Here is a 20307-nt window from a genome sequence, read left to right as displayed (position 1 = left end):
TCGGCTACCCTTTTTTCTTTTCCGACTTTCATAATCTGGTCGCAGCCGCTGACCACCCAGGATTGGTAGCCAGTCATGTCTCTTGAAATCGTTATCCTCGCTGCTGGCCAAGGCACGCGCATGCGTTCGGCATTGCCGAAAGTTCTGCACCCGATTGCCGGCAACTCGATGCTTGGCCATGTTATCCACAGCGCCCGGCAACTTGATCCACAGCGTATTCATGTGGTCATTGGTCATGGAGCCGAAGCGGTGCGTGAGCGCCTGGCGGCGGACGACCTGAATTTCGTCCTCCAGGACAAGCAACTGGGTACCGGTCATGCGGTGGCGCAGGCCGTGCCGTTCATCGAGTCCGATACCGTACTGATTCTCTACGGTGATGTGCCGCTGATTGAGGTCGAAACCCTGCAACGCCTGCTCAAGAAAGTGGCGCCGCAGCAACTGGGTTTGCTCACCGTTGAGCTGGACGACCCTACCGGTTATGGCCGCATCGTCCGCGATGCCGACGGCAAGGTCACGGCGATCGTCGAGCAAAAGGACGCCAACGAAAAAGAGCGCGCAATCACTGAAGGCAACACTGGCATTCTGGCCATGCCTTTCGAACGCCTTGGCAACTGGATGAGTCGTCTCTCCAACAACAATGCCCAGGGCGAGTATTACCTGACAGACGTGATCGCCATGGCGGTCAGCGATGGTCTGATCGTGGCCACCGAGCAACCTCATGACGCCATGGAAGTGCAGGGCGCCAATGATCGCAAGCAACTCTCCGAACTGGAGCGCCATTATCAGCTGCGCGCCGGCCGTCGCTTAATGGCTCAAGGCGTGACCCTGCGTGACCCGGCCCGTTTCGATGTGCGCGGTGAAGTCACCGTTGGCCGCGACGTGCTGATCGATATCAACGTGATCCTCGAAGGCAACGTCGTCATCGAAGATGACGTGGTGATCGGCCCGAACTGCGTGATCAAGGACAGCACCCTGCGTAAAGGTGTCGTGATCAAGGCCAACAGCCACATTGAAGGCGCCATTCTGGGTGAAGGCAGTGACGCCGGCCCATTCGCCCGCCTGCGGCCAGGCACTGTGCTTGAAGCTCGCGCGCATGTGGGTAACTTTGTTGAACTGAAGAACGCACACTTGGGTGAAGGCGCCAAGGCGGGTCATTTGAGCTATCTGGGCGACGCCGAGATCGGTGCGCGGACCAACATTGGCGCGGGCACCATTACGTGCAACTACGATGGCGCCAACAAGTGGAAGACGGTGCTGGGTGAAGATGTGTTCATCGGTTCCAACAACTCGTTGGTGGCACCTGTGGATATCTTGTCAGGTGCGACCACGGCGGCCGGTTCGACGATTACCTCGACTGTGGATAAATCCCAGTTGGCGGTAGGGCGAGCTCGTCAGAAGAACATCGATGGCTGGAAACGGCCGGAGAAGATCAAGAAGAGCTGAGTTATCCACATACCTGTTGTCAGCCTGATTTATTCACAGTCTGCACAACTGCATTCGCGGGCCAGCCCGCTCCCACAAGGATCTCCCAATTCCTGTGGGAGCGGGCTGGCCCGCGATGCTTTTACCCATAGACATTTTATCGCTATCCGCTTGACGAACTTTCGCTGATAGGTTTTGATTGCTTCCGTTATCTTTCGAATCGAAACTTACAAGCCCATGTCGAAGCGCAATACACCCCAACGCCGGCACAATATTCTCACCTTGCTCAATGAGCAGGGCGAAGTCAGTGTGGATGAGCTGGCGAAGCGCTTCGAAACTTCTGAAGTTACGATTCGCAAGGACTTGGCAGCGCTCGAAAGTAACGGCCTGCTGCTGCGCCGTTACGGCGGAGCAATCACCATGCCTCAGGAACTGGTGGCCGACATCGGCCAACCGATCTCCAAATACAAACAAGCCATTGCTCGCGCCGCCGTCCTGCGCATTCGCGAGCATGCACGCATCATCATCGACAGCGGCAGCACCACGGCGGCCATGATTCCGGAACTCGGCCAGCAGCCGGGTCTTGTGGTGATGACCAACTCGCTGCACGTTGCCAATGCCTTGAGCGAACTTGAACACGAGCCGGTGCTGTTGATGACCGGCGGGACCTGGGATCCGCATTCCGAGTCTTTCCAGGGGCAAGTCGCCGAGCAAGTATTACGCTCCTACGACTTTGACCAATTGTTCATCGGTGCCGACGGCATCGATCTGGTTCGCGGTACGACCACCTTCAACGAATTGCTGGGTTTGAGCCGAGTCATGGCCGAAGTCGCCCGTGAAGTCGTCGTGATGGTGGAGGCCGACAAGATCGGTCGCAAAATTCCCAACCTGGAGCTGCCGTGGAGCAGTGTCCATACCCTTATCACCGATGATCGCCTGCCCCTGGAGGCTCGCGATCTGATACAGGCGCGCGGTATCAATTTGATTTGCGCAGCTATCAGTCAGGAGAAATAGCCATGTGTGGAATTGTCGGCGCAGTCGCAGAACGTAACATCACCGCCATCCTGCTCGAAGGCCTCAAGCGCCTGGAATACCGTGGCTATGACAGCGCCGGTGTGGCGGTCTTCACCAACGATGAAAAACTCGAGCGTATGCGTCGTCCGGGCAAGGTCAGCGAACTGGAAGCGGCGCTCGAAGCCGAGCCACTGGTCGGCCGCCTCGGCATTGCTCACACCCGTTGGGCCACACACGGCGCACCCTGCGAGCGCAACGCACACCCGCATTTCTCCGGCGACCTGGCCGTGGTGCACAACGGCATCATCGAAAACCACGAAGCCTTGCGTGAGCAGCTCAAAGCCTTGGGTTACGTGTTCACCTCGGACACCGACACCGAAGTTATCGCTCACCTGCTGAACCATAAACTCAAGGACCTGCACGATCTGACCGCCGCCCTGAAGGCGACTGTCAAAGAGTTGCACGGTGCTTACGGTCTGTCGGTTATCAGTGCTCATCAACCGGATCGCCTGGTTGCGGCCCGCAGCGGCAGCCCGTTGGTAATTGGCCTGGGCCTGGGTGAAAACTTCCTGGCTTCCGACCAACTGGCACTGCGTCAGGTCACTGACCGTTTCATGTACCTGGAAGAAGGCGATATTGCTGAAATCCGCCGTGACAGCGTGCAGATCTGGGACGTGAATGGCAAAGCCGTCGAGCGTGAAACCGTGCAGTACCGCGACGGTGCCGAAGCCGCGGACAAGGGCACGTTTCGCCACTTCATGCTCAAGGAAATTCACGAACAACCCGCCGTCGTGCAGCGTACCCTCGAAGGTCGTCTGAGCCCCAACGGCGTGTTGGTACAGGCATTCGGCCCACAGGCCGCCGAACTGTTCGCCAAAGTGCGCAACGTACAGATCGTTGCCTGCGGCACCAGCTATCACGCCGGCATGGTTGCCCGTTACTGGCTCGAAGAACTGGCCGGTATCCCGTGCCAGGTCGAAGTCGCCAGCGAATTCCGCTACCGCAAGGTGGTGGTGCAGCCAGACACTCTGTTCGTGACCATCTCGCAGTCCGGTGAGACGGCCGATACCCTGGCCGCGTTGCGCAATGCCAAGGAATTGGGCTTCCTCGCCAGCCTGGCGATCTGCAACGTCGGCATCAGTTCGCTGGTGCGTGAGTCCGACCTGACGCTGCTGACCCAAGCCGGTCGTGAAATCGGCGTGGCGTCGACCAAAGCCTTTACCACCCAACTGGTGGGTTTGCTGTTGCTCACCCTGTCCTTGGGTCAGGTACGCGGCACGTTGGCCAAAGGCGTCGAAGCCACGTTGGTCGAAGAATTGCGTCGTCTGCCAACCCGCTTGGGTGAAGCCTTGGCCATGGACAGCACCGTGGAGAAAATCGCCGAACTGTTCGCCGAGAAAAACCACACGCTGTTCCTCGGCCGTGGTGCGCAATTCCCGGTAGCGATGGAAGGGGCCCTGAAACTCAAGGAAATTTCCTACATCCACGCTGAAGCCTACCCGGCGGGCGAACTGAAACACGGCCCGTTGGCACTTGTGGATAACGACATGCCAGTGGTGACCGTGGCGCCGAACAACGAGCTGCTGGAGAAGTTGAAATCCAACCTCCAGGAAGTCCGCGCCCGTGGTGGCCAACTGATCGTCTTTGCAGACGAAAAGGCTGGCATGACCAACGGCGAAGGCACGCACGTTGTCCACATGCCGCACATCCACGACACCCTGTCGCCGATCCTCTACACCATCCCGCTGCAATTGCTGTCGTACTACGTGGCTGTCTTGAAAGGCACGGACGTTGACCAGCCGCGTAACCTGGCGAAGTCGGTGACGGTGGAATAAGTTATCCACAGGTGATCGAAACGGCTGTTTTTGAACAACTGGTCACGCATCATCAGAACGCCGGTCAGCCATCGTTTGGCTCGACCGGCGGTCAGGTGCAAGTCAGTTGTTCACCAGCAGTTCCGGGCCGAGGTAGTCGTTGATCTGGTCGATATCGTCGTCGCCCAGACTGCCCACCGAAGAGGCCAGGCGCAGGCGGGACATCAAATAACGCAACTTCGCCTCGAACAGATCGTGGCGTGCAACGAAGAGCAATTCTTCGGCATTGAGCACGTCCGAGTTGGTACTGGTACCCCCCTCTTTGAAGCCCTTGCGGGTCGAAGCCAGTGAGCGCTCGTTGGATTCAACGGCTTTCTCCAGCGCGCGAACACGTTTGGCGCCGCTCTGTATGCCGTAATACTCACGAGTGGTTCCGGAGATGACTTCCTGTCGTGTGGCGTCGAGTTCGTCTATGGCCTTATCGCTATTGGCACTGGCCTGGCGTGTCAGCGCGCTGACGCCGCCACCACTGAACAGTGGGAAATTGACCTCCAGCCCGATCGAGCCGTATTGGTTGCGTTGATTCAACTCGGAGAGTGATTGGCTCTTGCCCGCGGTGTAGCCGGCAATGAAATCCAGTGTTGGCCAGTGGCCGGCCCTGGCGCGCTTCACTTCTTCTGCTGCGAGGTCACTGCTATAGCGGCGAGCATGAATCAATGGGCTATCGGCCTGGGCTTTGACTAACCAGTCCTGCAGGTTGCTCGGGAGCAGCGGTGGTGTATTGAAGCCCGGACGCAAGGTGGTCAGCGAATCGGGGGTTTCACCGATAAATTCCACCAGCTTGCGGCGCGCGTTGATCAAGTTGTCCTGTGCTTCGATCAGCTCGGCCTCGGCGAGGTCGCGGCGAGCGACCGATTCATCGATGTCGGTGACGGTGCCCGCCCCCAGTTCCATGCGCCGTTTTGCTGAGGCGAGTTGCTCATCGAAGGCGTTCAGCTTGGACTTGGCCAGGACGATGGTTTCGCTGGCCAGGAGCACGTCGAAATAGCTTTCGGCCAGGCGTACCGCGGCGTCCTGGCTCTTGGCATCGAACACCGCGACGCTGTAGTCGGCACGCTGTTGACCCTGGCGGTACTCGGCCATTTTCTGTTTGTTGAAGAGTGGCTGGCGCAGGCGCACGTTGGCGCCCTTGGAGTCGTAGTCGAGATCTCTGTCGAGGCCGTTCTGGCTTTGGGTGCCATTGACCTTGTTGTCATAGGCCGAGGCATTGATCTGCGGTAGCAGGCCGGACAGGCCGATGGCGCGGTTTTCGCCGCCGGCCTTTTTTTCATTGATGGCCGCCTGGTAGATAGGACCCTGGTACTGCAACAGATCCCAGGCTTGTTTCAGGTCCATGGCACAGGTTGGCAGAGACAGCCCCAGCAGGCAGAAGAACAGGCAATGACGGTCCATTTCATTGCTCCTTGAATGAGCTGTCCACACGTTCGAGCATGGGTTTGAGAAGATAGCTCATCAGGTTGCGCTCGCCAGTCTTGATGGTGACGCTGGCGGGCATGCCGGGGCGAATGTGATTGCTACCCAGCAGGCCCATGCCATCGGGCGTGACTTCCACCTGGGCCAGATAGAACGGTTGTTTGCTTTCTTCGTCCATCAGGCGGTCGGCGGAGATGGTTTTCACGCGGCCGGGGATGTTGGGCGTCCGGGCATGGTTGAAAGCCGGGAATGAAATGTCCACGGGCAAGCCGGGAACCATCTTGTCGATGGCCTGTACGGGAATCATCGCGTCGACCTGCAGCGGTTCGTTGACCGGAACGATTTCCATGATCTTGAAGCCGGGCTGAATGATCCCGCCGACCGTGGCGATGCTCAGGGACTGGACCATGCCATCGATGGGCGAGCGAATCACCGTGTGCGTCACTTCATAGTCCAGCGCGCGCAAGCGGTCGGCCAGGGTGGTGTTTTCCTTGGCGGTGTCGGTCAGCATCGATTCCACTTCCTTCAGGTAGTCGTGCTGGCGTTGCAGGATGCGCAGCTTGATTTCCGTGGTCTGGCTGCGTGTGCGAGCGATGTTGTTGAGGTTCTCGGCCTGTCCGGCGGAAAGGTCGGCATTGCTGCGTTCCAGCTCAAGCAGGCGGTTTCGCGGGATGTAGCCTTCGGCCGCCAGAATGCGTGTGCCTTGCAGTTCCTGGTTGAGGAAGTTGATCTGCGAGGCGCGGGCGCTATAGACCTGCTGCAAGCCCTTGAGCTGCACAGCCGACGCTGCCAGGTTTTCCTGCAGGATGCTGATTTCGCCGGCGAGACCGGCGCGGCGGGTGTCCAGCAGGCGCTGTTGCAGGTCCATGGCAGCCGTCAGGCGGTGGTCATTGCCGAAGCGCTTGAGCAACTCAGGGTCGTAGGCCACCACATCGCGGTTGTCCCGTTCCGCTTCAAGGCGGTTTTCCACGGTCTTGCTGACGATGTACTGGGCGCTGACCGCACCCTGTTCGGCAACGGCGCGCAACGAGTCGAGGCGGACCACTTCCTGGCCTTTGGTCACCAATTCGCCTTCGCGAACGAGAATGGCCTCCACGGTGCCGCCACTGAGATGCTGCACGGCTTTGCGATTGCTGGTGATTTTGACCGTGCCTGTCGCGACCACGCCAGCATCCAGCGGCGCCAGCCAGGACCACAGGAGAAAGCCGCCGAACCCGGCGAGTACCAGCCACATGCCCCAGTGCGCGGGTCTGCCGACGTCCAGATCGACCACGCTCTTGGATTCGTTGAGAATCATCTCGGTGTGTTGGCTCATTTGCATGATCGATCACTCCCGTGCTTTGACGGAGGCCAGCGGAGTCGGCGCGTTTGCAGGCATCACACTGGCCTTGCGCAACGCGGTGAATACTTCTTCGCGCGTGCCGAGCATTTGCACGCCTCCGTCACGCAGCATCAGCACCTTGTCGACGGCGCAGAGCACGTTGGGGCGGTGGGAAATCAGTATGACGGTGGCGCCACGGCCCTTGAGTTCGGCCAGCGCATCGACCAAGGCCTTTTCGCCGACGTCGTCGAGGTTGGCGTTCGGCTCATCCAGCACGATCAGATTGGGGTCGCCATACAGCGCGCGGGCCAAGGCGATGCGTTGCTTCTGTCCCCCGGAAAGCGGGCTGCCATCGGTGGCCAGGCGGGTGTCGTAACCCTGAGGGAAACGCAGGATCATCTCGTGCACCCCAGTGCTCTTGGCGGCACGGATGACCGCGTCGCTGTCCACTTCGCCAAAGCGCGCAATGTTGTCGGCGATGGTGCCTTCGAACAGCTCCACATCCTGTGGCAGGTAGCCAAGCCAGGGGCCCAGTTCGCCCTTGTTCCAGGTGAACATGTCCGCGCCGTCCAGGCGCACCTTGCCGGCCTGTGCCGGCCAGACGCCCACCAGCAGGCGGGCGAGGGTGGATTTGCCAGAGGCGGACGGACCGATAATGCCAAGGCTTTCGCCGGGGACAAGGCTGAAGCTGACCCCGCGCAGAATCGTGTTGTTGGTACCGGGGGAACCGGCGTACACATTCTCCACGGCCAGCATGCCCATCGGCCGCTGCAGCGACATGCTTGGTGGCCGACGCGGATAATCGCTCAGCATCTCGTTGAGCCGACCCCAGGCCGAGCGGCAGCCGAGCAGTTGCTTCCACGACGCGATGACCTGTTCCACCGGACCCAGCGCACGGCCGGTGAGGATTGAGCAGGCAATCATCATCCCCGGGGTGATCTTGCCTTCGATCGCCAGCAGTGCGCCGGCGCCCAGGATCAGCGATTGCAACGTGATGCGCACGAAGCGTCCGGTGCTGCTGATCATGGCGGCGCGGTCGGAGGCCAGGGTCTGCATTTCCAGAATGCGCAAATGACTTTGGTACCAGCGCTTGCTGATCGACGGCAGCATGCCCATGGCCTCGATGACCTCGGCATTGCGCAGGTTGTTGTTGGCGTACAGGGCGGAGGAGATGGCGGCCTGATTGGCTTCGGCCAGCGGCTTCTGCGTCGCCTTTTCAGTGAGATAAGCCAGGCCCACCAGAATCATCGAGCCGATCAGCGTGACCAGTCCGAGCAGCGGGTGGATCAGGTAGGAGACCAACAGATAGATCGGCGTCCACGGCGCATCGAAGAACGCAAACAGGGCATTGCCGGTGAGGAACTGACGAACCTGCGCGAGATCTTGCAGGGCCTGGGCCGGATTACCACCGGCGCGGCTCAGGTTGCGCTCGAATGCAGCGGTGAAGATGCGGCGGTTGAGGTCCATGTCGAGGCAGTTGCCGACCCGGATCAGCATGCGGGTGCGGACCATTTCCAGCGAGGACATCAGCAAGAACAGGCCTATCACCAGAAAGGTCAGCATGGTCAGCGTCGTGACGTTGCGACTGACCAGGGCCCGATCATAGACCTGCAGCATGTACACGGCGGGAGTCAACATCATGACGTTGATGACGCCGCTGAACCCTGCCAGCAAGTAAAAACTGCGGCGCAGGCGAAAGAGTGTGTCGGCGATTTCGGAGCGGGTGCTCGATTGCTTTTGCATTGGGGTCACCCCTCGTCGAAAAGCCGATAGCCCTTGCGGCGCACCAGCTAGCAGTAGATGTCGTTCTGGAGGTAGCTAGTCGACGCAGGCTGGTCGCTCTATAGGCGGCGAGTCATCCGAAAACTCTGCGTTGCTCTCCTATGCAGGAGCGTAGGTCGCGGTGAAACACTCTGAAATATCATTTCGCTCTATAGCTGAGTCTGACTATCTATATATCCATTGAAAACAGCTAGTTAGACGCGCTGACACCGATCGTCTGTTTTAACGACACAAAATTGACATTCATTTGCTATGGAACTTTAGTCTTACTTGTGGGGGATCACCCGCCAGAAATTTGCCATCACTTTGGCAACGCGAAGCGCGGTGATTTTCCTGAGGAGCAGAACATGTCGATCATTTCGATCCTTTGCAGAGTGAAGGGGCTGTTTAGCAAGTTTGCCTTTACGTCCCGTTTCCATGGCCCGCCTAACTAGGGTCTGGATTCGCTTTGCCTGATCGCTCAGCGAGCCATTCAATTCGCGAATTCCAGGTGCGCACCCGGGGAACGGCTTTGCCTTTCCCGCGCCTGCTCTCGCCAAAAAAATGCACCAACAAACCGCGTTAGCCAGCACCTGACTGGGCGTGGGAGGATTTCTATCGTCCCGTGCTCTCCCCCCAGATACAGCGAGGACAACCGAAATGGCCAATTTCAACAAGGCGGACCTGGAATTCATCCTCAAGCAAATATTTATTGCAGAAGCGCATTCCAGTGGTGCCAGCCTCAGTGATTTGCTCCCCAATAGTCAGGTGCCCTTTGGCCTGCGAACCGTCGATGGCAGCTACAACAATCTGGTTGCCGGGCAAAGCGAGTTTGGCGCGGCGGACAATTCGTTCCTGCGCCTGCTTGATGCCCAGTATCGAGCGGCATACGCCGCGTCAGGGAATGTGGTCGATCCGCAGCCTCGGATCATCAGTAACCTGATCGTCGACCAGACCGCCAACAACCCGGCCGCGGTGGCGGCGAACGGCGGTGCAGCCCCGGTAATCAGCCCCGGTCTGGATGGTGTGTTTGGCACGGCTGACGACAAAGAAGTGTTCTTCATTCCCAATGAATCACCGGACGTCGGTTTGACCGCTGGCTTCAACGCGTGGATGACCTTTTTCGGCCAGTTCTTCGACCACGGCCTGGACCTGGTCACCAAGAGCAGTACCGACGTTGTGTTTATTCCGCTGCAACCGGACGATCCATTGTACGTACCGGGCGGCCCGACCAACTTCATGGTGCTGCCACGAGCAGTGCATACCCCCGGCGCGGACGGAATACTCGGCACTGCCGATGATGGCCAGCCCAACACCACCTCGCCGTTCGTGGACCAAAGCCAGACTTACAGCTCGCACCCCTCGCATCAGGTGTTCCTGCGCGAGTACGTCATCAACGCGGCAGGTGACCCGATTGCAACGGGGCGCTTGATTACCAACCGCGATCTTGGCGGCGATGGCAAATTCGGCACGGCCGATGATGGCGACGGCACCAATGGCGGCATGGCGACCTGGGCCGTGGTCAAGGCCCAGGCCCGTGACATTCTCGGCATCAACCTGACCGACGCCGATGTGCACAACGTGCCGCTGCTGGCCACCGATGCCTATGGCAACTTCATCCGGGGACCGAGCGGCATGCCCCAGGTGGTGATGAAAGGGCTTGATGGTATTGGCGGCACGGCGGATGACATCCTGGTCGAAGGCAACCGGGATGCTCCGATCAGCCTGGCCAACGCCGTGAGCGCCGGGCATGGCTTCCTCGACGACATCGCCCACAATGCTGCACCGGTCGTCGTCGGCGGGGTTCTGCAGGCGGATGCTGATGCGCTTGTCGGTAATGCGCAGCCGGCTGATGGAGCCGGCAACAACCTGACCTATGACAACGAGTTGCTCGACGCCCACTACATTGCCGGCGACGGCCGGGTAAACGAGAACATCGGCCTGACCACCGTGCACCATGTGTTCCACTCCGAGCACAACCGCCTGGTCCAGCAAACCAAGGACACCCTTCTGGCTGCTGGCGATCTGGCCTTCCTCAATGAGTGGCTGGTGGACGACGTGGCCGCGATACCCACCACACCCGCCGAAATCGCGGCGTTGGTGTGGGACGGCGAACGCCTGTTCCAGGCCGCCAAGTTCGGCACCGAGATGCAGTACCAGCACCTGGTGTTCGAGGAGTTCGCGCGGACCGTTCAGCCGCAGATCGACGGATTCCTTGCGCCCAACGGGTATGACACCTCGATCAACCCGGCCATCCTCGCCGAGTTCGCCCACGTGGTGTACCGCTTCGGTCACTCGATGTTGACCGAGACTGTCGATCGTTTCGACCCCGAGTTCAATCCGCTCCTCACTGACCCGAACAACCCGGACGCACAACTCGGTCTGATCGCGGCCTTCCTCAACCCGCTGGCGTTCGCCGGTAGCGGGGCGACGGCGGACGAAGCGGCAGGAGCGATTATTCGCGGTGTGACCCGTCAGCTCGGTAATGAGATCGACGAGTTCGTCACCGAAGCCTTGCGCAACAATCTGCTCGGCCTGCCGCTCGATTTGCCGGCCCTGAACCTGGCCCGTGGTCGCGACACGGGCATCCCCACGTTGAATGAAGCACGCCGTGAGATGTACCACTCAACCGGCGACAGCCAACTCAAGCCTTACATCAGTTGGGCTGACTTTGCCGACCACCTCAAACACCCCGAGTCGTTGGTCAACTTCATTGCGGCCTTTGGCACGCATGCCACGATTACGTCGGTGACCTCGTTGGCAGACAAACGCGCTGCAGCCCTGGCGCTGGTATTCGGCGGCGCGGGCTCGCCGGCTGACCGCCTGGACTTCCTGAACAGCACCGGTGCCTATGCCAACATGACGCTGGCCGGCGCGGACGGGCAGTTGGGCACTGCCGACGACGTGACGGGTGTGACGATCACGGGCCTGGACGATGTCGACTTCTGGGTCGGAGGCCTCGCCGAGCAGAAAATGCCGTTCGGCGGCATGCTCGGTTCGACGTTCAACTTCGTGTTTGAAACCCAGCTGGAGGCGTTGCAGAACGGCGACCGCTTCTACTACCTGTCGCGTACCGCGGGCCTGAACTTCGGCACCGAGTTGGAGAACAACTCCTTTGCCAAGCTGATCATGCTCAACTCCGATGTCACCCACCTGTCGAACACCGTGTTCCTGACGCCTACATTCACTCTCGAAGTGAATCAGGCCAATCAGTTCACGAACCTTGGCGTGGACGGCAAAGCAGATCCGACGGGCGGCATCATGATCAACGGCGTGGAAGTCGTGCCGCTGGTGATCCGCGACAACCCCAACACCCCGGGGGCGGACAGTAACTATCTGCAATACACCGGTGAAGACCATGTCGTCCTGGGCGGCACGGCCAGCAATGACATCATCATCTCCGGTGACGGCGATGACACCCTTTACGGCGATGGAGGCAACGACCGCCTCGAAGGTGGCGCCGGCAACGATGCGGTACTCGGCGGCGCGGGCGATGACATCATCACCGACTCGTTCGGCGACAACCGTCTGGAAGGTAATGCCGGTAACGACGTGATCGTGGCCGGTAGCATGCTGGCTGCAGGCAACCTGATCCTGGGGGGCGATGGGCAGGACTTTATCGTTACCACCGAAGACATCACCACGACCTTCGGCGGTCGGGGTGACGACTTCATCCTCGGCGCCAAGACCAACCTGCCACCTACCGGCAACGAAGGGGATGACTGGATCGAGAAGGGCGCCCAGGACGGTGCGCCTGGCGATAACTTCGCGCCGTTGCTCACTGACGATGTGATCGGCAACGACATCTTTGTCGGTGGCGGTGGCTTCGACGAAATGATCGGCGAGGGTGGCGATGACATCTTTGTCGGCAGCGATGCCCAGGACAAGATGGACGGCATGTCCGGCTTCGACTGGGTGACCTACAAAAATGACAAGGTCGGCGTGACCGTTGACCTGAGCCTGGCCGCGCTGGCGCAGCCACATGGCAACGCGCCAAACCAGAACGCCGGGGTGTTCAACCCGGTCGGCGCCTCGCCGGCCTCGATTCTCGACCGTTTTGCCGAGGTCGAAGGCTTGTCCGGTTCGCAATTTGGCGATGTGCTCAAAGGCGATGATGTGGATGCGGTCACCATCGTCAACCACGGCGGCGCCACGGGCAGTGCGCTGACCAATGTGGCGTTGATCCGAGGACTGGACCAGTTCCTGGCCGATGCCGGTTTGCCAACCACAGGCTTTGCCACCGGCAACATCATCCTCGGTGGCAATGGCAGTGACTTGATCGAGGGCCGCGGTGGCGATGATCTGATCGACGGCGACAAATGGATCAACGTCAGAATTGCCGTTTATGCTCCCGGCGACGTCAACCATACCGGCCCAGAGATTGCCACCTTCGACAGCATGGTCGATATGATCCCGTTCATGCTGGATGGCACCTATAACCCGGGTCAGCTCAAGGCCGTGCGGGAAATCCTGCCCGGTACCTCGACGGGCGGGGCGGCCTTCGACACTGCCATTTACTCCGGGGTTCAGTCCGAATATACGGTGGTTCAAGACACGCGCGGCACGGCCAATCTGGCGGATGATGTCTGGACGGTGACCGATACCGTCGCCGGTCGCGACGGCACCGATACGCTGTTGCATATCGAACGCCTGCAGTTCTCCGATAGCCAGCGAGTGCTGGTGCCTGGGCTGAATCTACAGCCGACGGGCAGTCCGACCGTCACGGATGGAAACGGCGGAGCGATCACGGTGGGCGACACGCTGACGGTCAGCTCGGCCCTGGTGCGCGATGGCAACAACATCGCGCCGGGTAATCCGCTGGGTACTCTCAACAACACCTCGGTGTCCTACTACTGGCAGTTCGAAGCCAGTCCAGGCAGCGGTGTATTCGAGGACATCATCCTGTTGCCGGCCGGCGACCTGGCGTTCCAGAGTGCCGACGGCACCGCGTTCAAGGTCTCTCCTGACCTCGTCGGGTTGTCGTTGCGGGTCAAGGCGATCTACCAGGATGGTCATGGCACGACCGAAATAGTGTTCTCGGCGCCGACTACTGTGGTGGCTCCCGGTGCGCCGGTTGTGCCAACGGCGCAGGTGCCTGTCGTCGATGCCACGGCGGGTGGCGAAGGCCTGCACATGGTTCGCTCCGACCTCAACTTCATCCTTGATCAGATCAAGATTGCCGAGGCAGACGCGAACGGGCAGGACATCCTCTCGCTGATCCCGAACATCCGCGCGCCGTTGGGCCTGCGTTCGGTCGATGGGTCGAACAACAACCTGATGAACCTCAACGGCAACAACCACACCGAGTTTGGTGCTGCCGATAACATCTTTCCGCGCTTGACCGATCCGGTCTTCAATCCAGCGGAATTGGGAACGACGTATGCGAGCAACGGCGGCCTTGTGATTGACTCGCAGCCTCGTACCATCAGTAATCTGATCGTTGACCAGACGGCGAACAACCCGGCGGCCTATGCCACGGCTTACGACCCGGGTGTGGACGGAGTGCTCAACTTCGGCCTGGCTGGTAATGACGATGTGCTCAAGGATGGCGTACGGATAGTCGCCAGCCCTGGCCTGGATGGTCAGTTCGGTACGGGCGACGACCATGATGTGTACCTGTTCGAGAACACCGCGGCGGATGCGGGGCTGTCTGCGCCGTTCAACGCCTGGATGACCTTCTTCGGGCAGTTCTTCGATCATGGTCTCGATCTCGTGACCAAGGGCGGTTCGGGCACGGTCTTCATCCCGTTGAAACCGGATGATCCGCTGTATGTGCCAGGCGGCAACACTAACTTCATGGTGTTGAGCCGCGCGACCAACCTGCCAGGGGCGGATGGCGTTCTCGGCACGGCAGACGACATCCATGAGCAAACCAACACCACGACGCCATTCGTGGACCAAAACCAGACCTACAGCTCGCACCCCTCGCATCAGGTGTTCCTGCGCGGTTATGTAATGACCGACGACGGCCCCATAGCGACCGGTAGGCTGATCACTAACATTGACCTGGGGGTGGATGGCAAGTATGGCGGCGGAGATGACACCGAAATCGGTGGCATGGCGACCTGGAAAGTGGTCAAGGCGCAAGCCAACGACATCCTGGGTATCCACCTGACCGATGCCGACGTCGATAACGCCCCGCTATTGGCGACCGACGCCTATGGCAATTTCATCAAGGGGCCGAACGGCTTCCCGATGGTCGTGATGAAAGGGCTTGATGGTATTGGCGGCACGGCGGATGACGTCCTGGTCGAAGGCAATCCGAATGCCCCGATCAGCCTGACCAACGCAGTGCGTACCGGTCACCAGTTCCTCGTCGACATCAACAACAATGCCGTGCCGGTAATCGTCGGCGGGGTTCTGCAGGCGGATACTGACACTGATGTCGGCAATTCGCAGCCAACTGGCCCAGGCGGCAACAACCTGACCTATGACAACGAACTGCTCGACGCTCACTACATCGCTGGCGACGGCCGGGTCAACGAAAACATCGGCCTGACCGCGGTGCATGCGATCTTCCACGCCGAGCACAATCGGCTGGTCGCGCAGACCAAGGATACGGTGCTCGATTCCAATGACGTGGCCTTCCTCAACGAGTGGCTGCTCACTCCGGTGAGTGCATTGCCAGTCAACCAGGCTGAGATCGATGCGCTGGTGTGGAATGGCGAGCGCTTGTTCCAGGCGGCCAAGTTCGGCACCGAGATGCAGTATCAACACTTGGTGTTCGAGGAATTTGCGCGGACCATCCAGCCTCGGGTCGACCTGTTCTTTGCACCGACCCAAGTCTATGACGTCGACCTCGATGCTTCGATCGTCGCCGAGTTCGCCCACACCGTGTACCGGTTTGGGCACTCGATGCTGACCGAGACCGTCGATCGCTTCGACGTCAATTTCAACGTGGTGGGCGATCCGAACAGTGCTGATCCCAATCAGCAACTGGGCTTGATCGCGGCGTTCCTCAACCCGTTGGCGTATGCCGCCAGTGGTGTGACGCCTGAGGATGCGACCAGCGCGATCATCCGCGGGGTGACTCGCCAGGCCGGTAACGAAATCGACGAGTTCGTCACCGAGGCGCTGCGCAATAACCTGCTCGGTTTGCCGCTCGACCTGCCGGCGATCAACATCGCCCGTGGCCGCGATGTGGGGATTCCCTCGCTCAACGCGATCCGCCGCGACATCTACAGCCAAACCGGTGATACCCAACTCAAGCCGTACAACAGCTGGGTCGATCTGGTGCAGCACCTCAAACATCCGGAGTCGTTGATCAACTTCATCGCAGCCTATGGCACGCATGACACGATCACGTCGGCGCTCACGCTGCTAGACAAACGAGCTGCAGCCATGGCGCTGGTGTTCGGTGGTGCGGGTGCGCCGGCTGACCGCCTGGACTTCCTCAACGGCAGCGGTACCTGGGCCAACATAACGCTGGCCGGCAAGGATGGCGTGCTGGGCACTGCTGATGATCTGAAGGGTGTGACGATCACGGGCGTCGATGCCATCGACCTCTGGATCGGTGGCCTGGCCGAAGAGAAAACCCCATTCGGCGGCATGCTCGGCACGACCTTCAACTTCGTGTTCGAGAACCAGCTGGAGAAACTGCAGGACGGCGACCGCTTCTATTACCTGGAACGCACCTCTGGCCTGTCGATGAATGCGGAACTTGAAAGCAACTCGTTCGCCAAGCTGATCATGGCCAACACCTCGGCCACGCACTTGCCAGGCCTGGTGTTCTCGGATCCTGCGTTCTATCTGGAAGTAGACCAGTCCAAGCAGTACAACGATGGCCTGGGCAACGCCGATCCGCTCAGCGACAACAACCAGCAGGTGGTGTTCCGCGACAATCCGCTGACGGCGGGTCCTGACGCCAACTACATCCGGTACTCGGGTGATGAGCACGTCGTGATGGGCGGCACCAACGGCGCAGACATTCTCGTCTCGGGGGGTGGCGATGACACGGTCTGGGGTGATGCCGGCAACGATCGCATCGAGGGTGGCAACGGCAACGACCAACTGCGGGGTGGCGCCGGCGACGACATCATCACGGACGTTGGCGGCGACGATAATATCCAGGGTGGCGACGGCAACGACGTGCTGCACGGAGGCAACGGCATCAACCTGATCATTGGCGGCTTCGGCAACGACTTCATCGTGACCGGTGAGGACGCCTCCGAAGCCATTGGTGGCCAGGGCAATGACTTCATCCTGGGCAGCAAAGCCAACGAACAGGACATGGGTAACGAAGGCGACGACTGGATCGAGAAGGGCACATCTGACGGTGCGCCTGGCGACAACTTCGACCCGCTCGGCAACGACCCGGTGATCGGCCACGATGTCTTCATCGGCGGTAACGAGAACGATAAGTTCAACGGCGAAGGCGGCGACGACATCATGGTCGGCAGTCTCGGCATGGGTGACCGCTATATCGGCGGCTCCGGCTATGACTGGGCGACCTTCAAGGATCTGGCACAAGGCGTGACCATCGATTACAGCGACCGCTTTTTCGATGTACCGCCAGTACCGGGTTCGGGTGCCTCGGCGCTCGTGCGTTTCGACATCATGGAAGGTCTGTCGGGTTCCTCGCACGGCGACTTCCTGCGTGGTGATAACGAAGATGCAACTTCGCTGCCTACCGCGGGTGCAACCGGCAGCGTGCTGACCAACATCAGCCTGATCAACGGCCTGTCCGATCTGCTGGCAGCCGGAGCGACGTTCTACGACGGTGGCAACATCATCCTCGGTGGCAGCGGCAGCGACCTCCTCGAAGGTCGCGGTGGTGACGACATCCTCGACGGTGACAAGTGGCTGAACGTACGCATCAGCGTGCGGCAGAACGCTGATGGCACTGGCCCGGAAATCGCCTCGTTCAACAGCATGGAGCCCATGGTGCCGTTCATGTTGAACGGTACTTACAACCCAGGCCAACTGGTCATCGTGCGGGAGATCCTGGCCGGCGATAACAGCTTCGACACCGCTGTGTTCTCCGGTGTTTCGACGGACTACAGCGTCGTTGTCGATGGCGACACTGTCATTGTGACCGACTCGGTGGTGGGGCGAGATGGCGTCGATCGGCTGACGGGCATCGAGCGTCTGCAGTTCTCTGATGTTTCGCAGGCGTCCGGCGTTGGCACTGCCGTCAACAGCGACCCATCAGGTCACCTGGCGATCCTCGATGATCTCACCGGTGTGCGTGACGATACGCCTGTCGCCGGTCAGCTGCTGCGCGTGAGCAATCTGGCGGTACACGACGCGGACAACACGAGTGTTGGCAATCCGACCGGTGCGGTTAACGGTGCGGTTGCCTACTACTGGCAGGTTGAAAACCTTCCTGGCTCGGGCGTCTATGAAGACATCACCTTTGTCGCCGCCGGCGAAGTATCGCGGGCGATCGGCACCACCTACCGGGTGGCGGATGATGTGGCGGGCCTGAACATCCGCGTTCGGGCGGTGTATCAGGATGCCAAGGGCACGCTGGAAATCGTCGACTCGTCGGCGAACAGCGCACCGACCACAGGGCCGACCGTTAACGGGCTTCTGGTGCAGAACCAGGTGTTGACCGCTGACGCGTCGACCATCGTCGATGCCGATGGCCTCAGCAATCCGCAGTTCACCTACCAGTGGCAGGCGACCAACGGGGTCAGCTTCGTCGACATCGTCGGAGCCACCGGTAGCACGTTCACGCTGACTCAGGATCAGGTCGACGATCAGGTGCGCGTGGTGGTCAGTTACGTGGATAACTTCGGTGTGCACGAAAGCATTGCGTCCGATCCTTCGGACCCGGTGGCTAACGTCAACGATGCACCGACAGGCGCGTTGCTGATCAGCGATACGACACCGGATCAAGGACAGGTGTTGACCGCGCTGACTGGCGGGATTGCCGATGCGGATGGGCTGGGCACCTTCAGCTTCCAATGGCAGCAAGGTGTCGGTGCTTCCTTCACTAACATCAACGGCGCGACCGCTGCGACCTTCACCCCTGGCGTGGCGCAGGGCAACCTGCAACTGCGGGTGATCGTGACCTACACCGATGGCTTCGGCGCATTGGAAACGGTGACCTCTGCGGCAACCGCAGCGGTTACGGTACCGGCTGGCGTGGTGCTGCAAGGCACCCCTGGGGCGAACACCCTCACCGGTGGCGCGGGTAACGATGTGCTGTTTGGTCTGGGCGGCAACGATACGTTGAATGGCCTGGCCGGTAATGACCAGTTGTTTGGCGGCACCGGCAACGACACGCTCAACGGCGGAAACGATGACGACATCCTCAATGGCGAGGACGGAACCGACACCCTCAACGGTGGGCTCGGCGCGGATGTCATGAACGGCGGCTCCGGCAACGACACCTTTGTGGTCGACAACGTCGGTGACACCGTAATCGAGGCGCTGAATGGCGGTACCGATCTGGTGCAAACCAGCCTGACGACCTACCTGCTCGGTGCCAACGTCGAGAACCTGACCTATACCGGTGTCGCTAACTTCACCGGTACCGGTAACGCGCTGGCCAACACCCTCACTGGCGGGGTCGGTAACGACGTCCTCAATGGCGGTGCAGGTGGTGACCGGATGGTGGGGTTAGCCGGCAACGATACGTACGTCGTCGATGCCGCCGGGGATGTGGTGGTCGAGGTGGCGGGTGGCGGTGTGGATAGCGTGCAAACGTCGCTGGGCAACTACACCCTGGATGGTAACGTCGAGAACCTGACCTACACCGGAGCCGGTAACTTCGTCGGCAACGGCAACGGGTTGAACAACACCATCACCTCAGGGGGAGGCAATGACAACCTCAGTGGTGGTGGCGGCAACGACATCCTCATCGGCAACGGCGGTAACGACACGCTCAATGGCGATGCCGGTAACGACCAACTGTTGGGTGGCCTTGGCACCGATACCCTGAACGGCGGAACGGGCGATGACAGCCTCGACGGCGGAGACGGGGACGATGCATTGAATGGCGGGACAGGCAACGACACGCTGCTCGGCGGGCTGGGTAATGACAGCCTGGATGGCGGTAACGGCATCGATCTGCTCCAGGGAGGCGATGGCAACGACACCTTGCTCGGTGGTGGCGATAACGACACCTTGTTGGGCGGCATCGGCAATGACTTTATCGATGGCGGCAATGGTAACGATACGGTCACTGGTGGTGCTGGCAACGACTTGATGGTTGCCAGCGGTGGCAACGATGTCTTCATGTTCGCAGCAGGCTTCGGGACCGATCAGATTACCGGCTTCGATGCCAACCCGAATGGAGGAGGCCAGGACCGGCTCGATATCACCGCGTTGAACATCACGGCGGTGAACTTTGCCGCCAGCGTCACCATCTCCGACGTCGGTGCGGATACCCTGCTCAGCTTCGCAGGAGCTGACTCCATCCGCCTGGTCGGTGTGGCCGACGCAACAACCGTCACTGCTAACGACTTCATTCTGGCCACTTGAGGAACTGGTCAGTAATGCCGCAACAAGCGTGAAAAATGAAGGGAGGGCAATGGATGCCCTCCCTTTTTTTTG

7 protein-coding genes are annotated in these 20307 nt (G+C 60.2%); 4 read left to right on the top strand and 3 right to left on the bottom strand.

Going from position 1 to position 20307, the window contains the following annotated elements; genetic code table 11:
• Nucleotides 1-75: 75 nt before the first annotated feature.
• The 3 genes from glmU (at nucleotide 76) to glmS (ending at nucleotide 4271) form a co-directional block, all read left to right on the top strand.
• On the top strand, nucleotides 76-1443 hold the full coding sequence (glmU, locus tag AC1D2P_RS02210; RefSeq protein ID WP_109786859.1) for a bifunctional UDP-N-acetylglucosamine diphosphorylase/glucosamine-1-phosphate N-acetyltransferase GlmU: 1368 nt from the start codon (nucleotides 76-78) through the stop codon (nucleotides 1441-1443).
• A gap of 216 nt (nucleotides 1444-1659) precedes the next feature.
• A complete protein-coding gene (locus AC1D2P_RS02205; RefSeq protein ID WP_109786858.1) occupies nucleotides 1660-2436 on the top strand; it encodes a DeoR/GlpR family DNA-binding transcription regulator in 777 nt (258 codons plus the stop codon).
• Nucleotides 2437-2438: 2 nt separating this feature from the next.
• The gene (glmS, locus tag AC1D2P_RS02200) at nucleotides 2439-4271 is read left to right on the top strand and encodes a glutamine--fructose-6-phosphate transaminase (isomerizing) (protein WP_109786857.1); all 1833 of its coding nucleotides are present in this window, start codon (nucleotides 2439-2441) and stop codon (nucleotides 4269-4271) included.
• A gap of 102 nt (nucleotides 4272-4373) precedes the next feature.
• Here the strand turns inward: glmS and AC1D2P_RS02195 are convergent, their stop codons facing one another.
• From AC1D2P_RS02195 to AC1D2P_RS02185, 3 genes are read right to left on the bottom strand one after another with little or no spacing between them, the layout of a single operon-like run.
• Nucleotides 4374-5702 (bottom strand): TolC family outer membrane protein, encoded by a 1329-nt coding sequence (locus AC1D2P_RS02195; protein ID WP_109786818.1) that lies wholly within the window; start codon nucleotides 5700-5702, stop codon nucleotides 4374-4376.
• A gap of 1 nt (nucleotide 5703) precedes the next feature.
• Nucleotides 5704-7044: an HlyD family type I secretion periplasmic adaptor subunit gene (locus tag AC1D2P_RS02190; protein WP_109786817.1), complete on the bottom strand. Its 1341-nt coding sequence runs from the start codon at nucleotides 7042-7044 to the stop codon at nucleotides 5704-5706.
• A gap of 6 nt (nucleotides 7045-7050) precedes the next feature.
• Entirely contained in the window at nucleotides 7051-8787 is a 1737-nt protein-coding gene (locus AC1D2P_RS02185; protein WP_046030880.1) for a type I secretion system permease/ATPase, read from the bottom strand.
• Nucleotides 8788-9465: 678 nt separating this feature from the next.
• Between AC1D2P_RS02185 and AC1D2P_RS02180 the strand changes: the two genes are divergently transcribed.
• Nucleotides 9466-20235 carry a peroxidase family protein gene (locus tag AC1D2P_RS02180; RefSeq protein WP_109786815.1) on the top strand — a complete coding sequence of 3590 codons (10770 nt, stop codon included), beginning with the start codon at nucleotides 9466-9468 and terminating at the stop codon, nucleotides 20233-20235.
• Nucleotides 20236-20307 lie beyond the last annotated feature (72 nt).

The organism is Pseudomonas sp. P1_F1_2, from assembly GCF_056405815.1.
The sequence above is the reverse complement of the archived record's forward strand: the minus strand, read 5'-3'. Positions and strand labels throughout refer to the sequence as shown.

What these genes read in the sequence shown, in the direction of transcription:
- AC1D2P_RS02185 (WP_046030880.1), bottom strand. Translation starts at nt 8,787, where the DNA reads ATGCAAAAGCAATCGAGCACCCGCTCCGAAATCGCCGACACACTCTTT.
- AC1D2P_RS02190 (WP_109786817.1), bottom strand. Translation starts at nt 7,044, where the DNA reads ATGCAAATGAGCCAACACACCGAGATGATTCTCAACGAATCCAAGAGC.
- glmS (WP_109786857.1), top strand. Translation starts at nt 2,439, where the DNA reads ATGTGTGGAATTGTCGGCGCAGTCGCAGAACGTAACATCACCGCCATC.
- AC1D2P_RS02180 (WP_109786815.1), top strand. Translation starts at nt 9,466, where the DNA reads ATGGCCAATTTCAACAAGGCGGACCTGGAATTCATCCTCAAGCAAATA.
- AC1D2P_RS02205 (WP_109786858.1), top strand. Translation starts at nt 1,660, where the DNA reads ATGTCGAAGCGCAATACACCCCAACGCCGGCACAATATTCTCACCTTG.
- AC1D2P_RS02195 (WP_109786818.1), bottom strand. Translation starts at nt 5,702, where the DNA reads ATGGACCGTCATTGCCTGTTCTTCTGCCTGCTGGGGCTGTCTCTGCCA.
- glmU (WP_109786859.1), top strand. Translation starts at nt 76, where the DNA reads ATGTCTCTTGAAATCGTTATCCTCGCTGCTGGCCAAGGCACGCGCATG.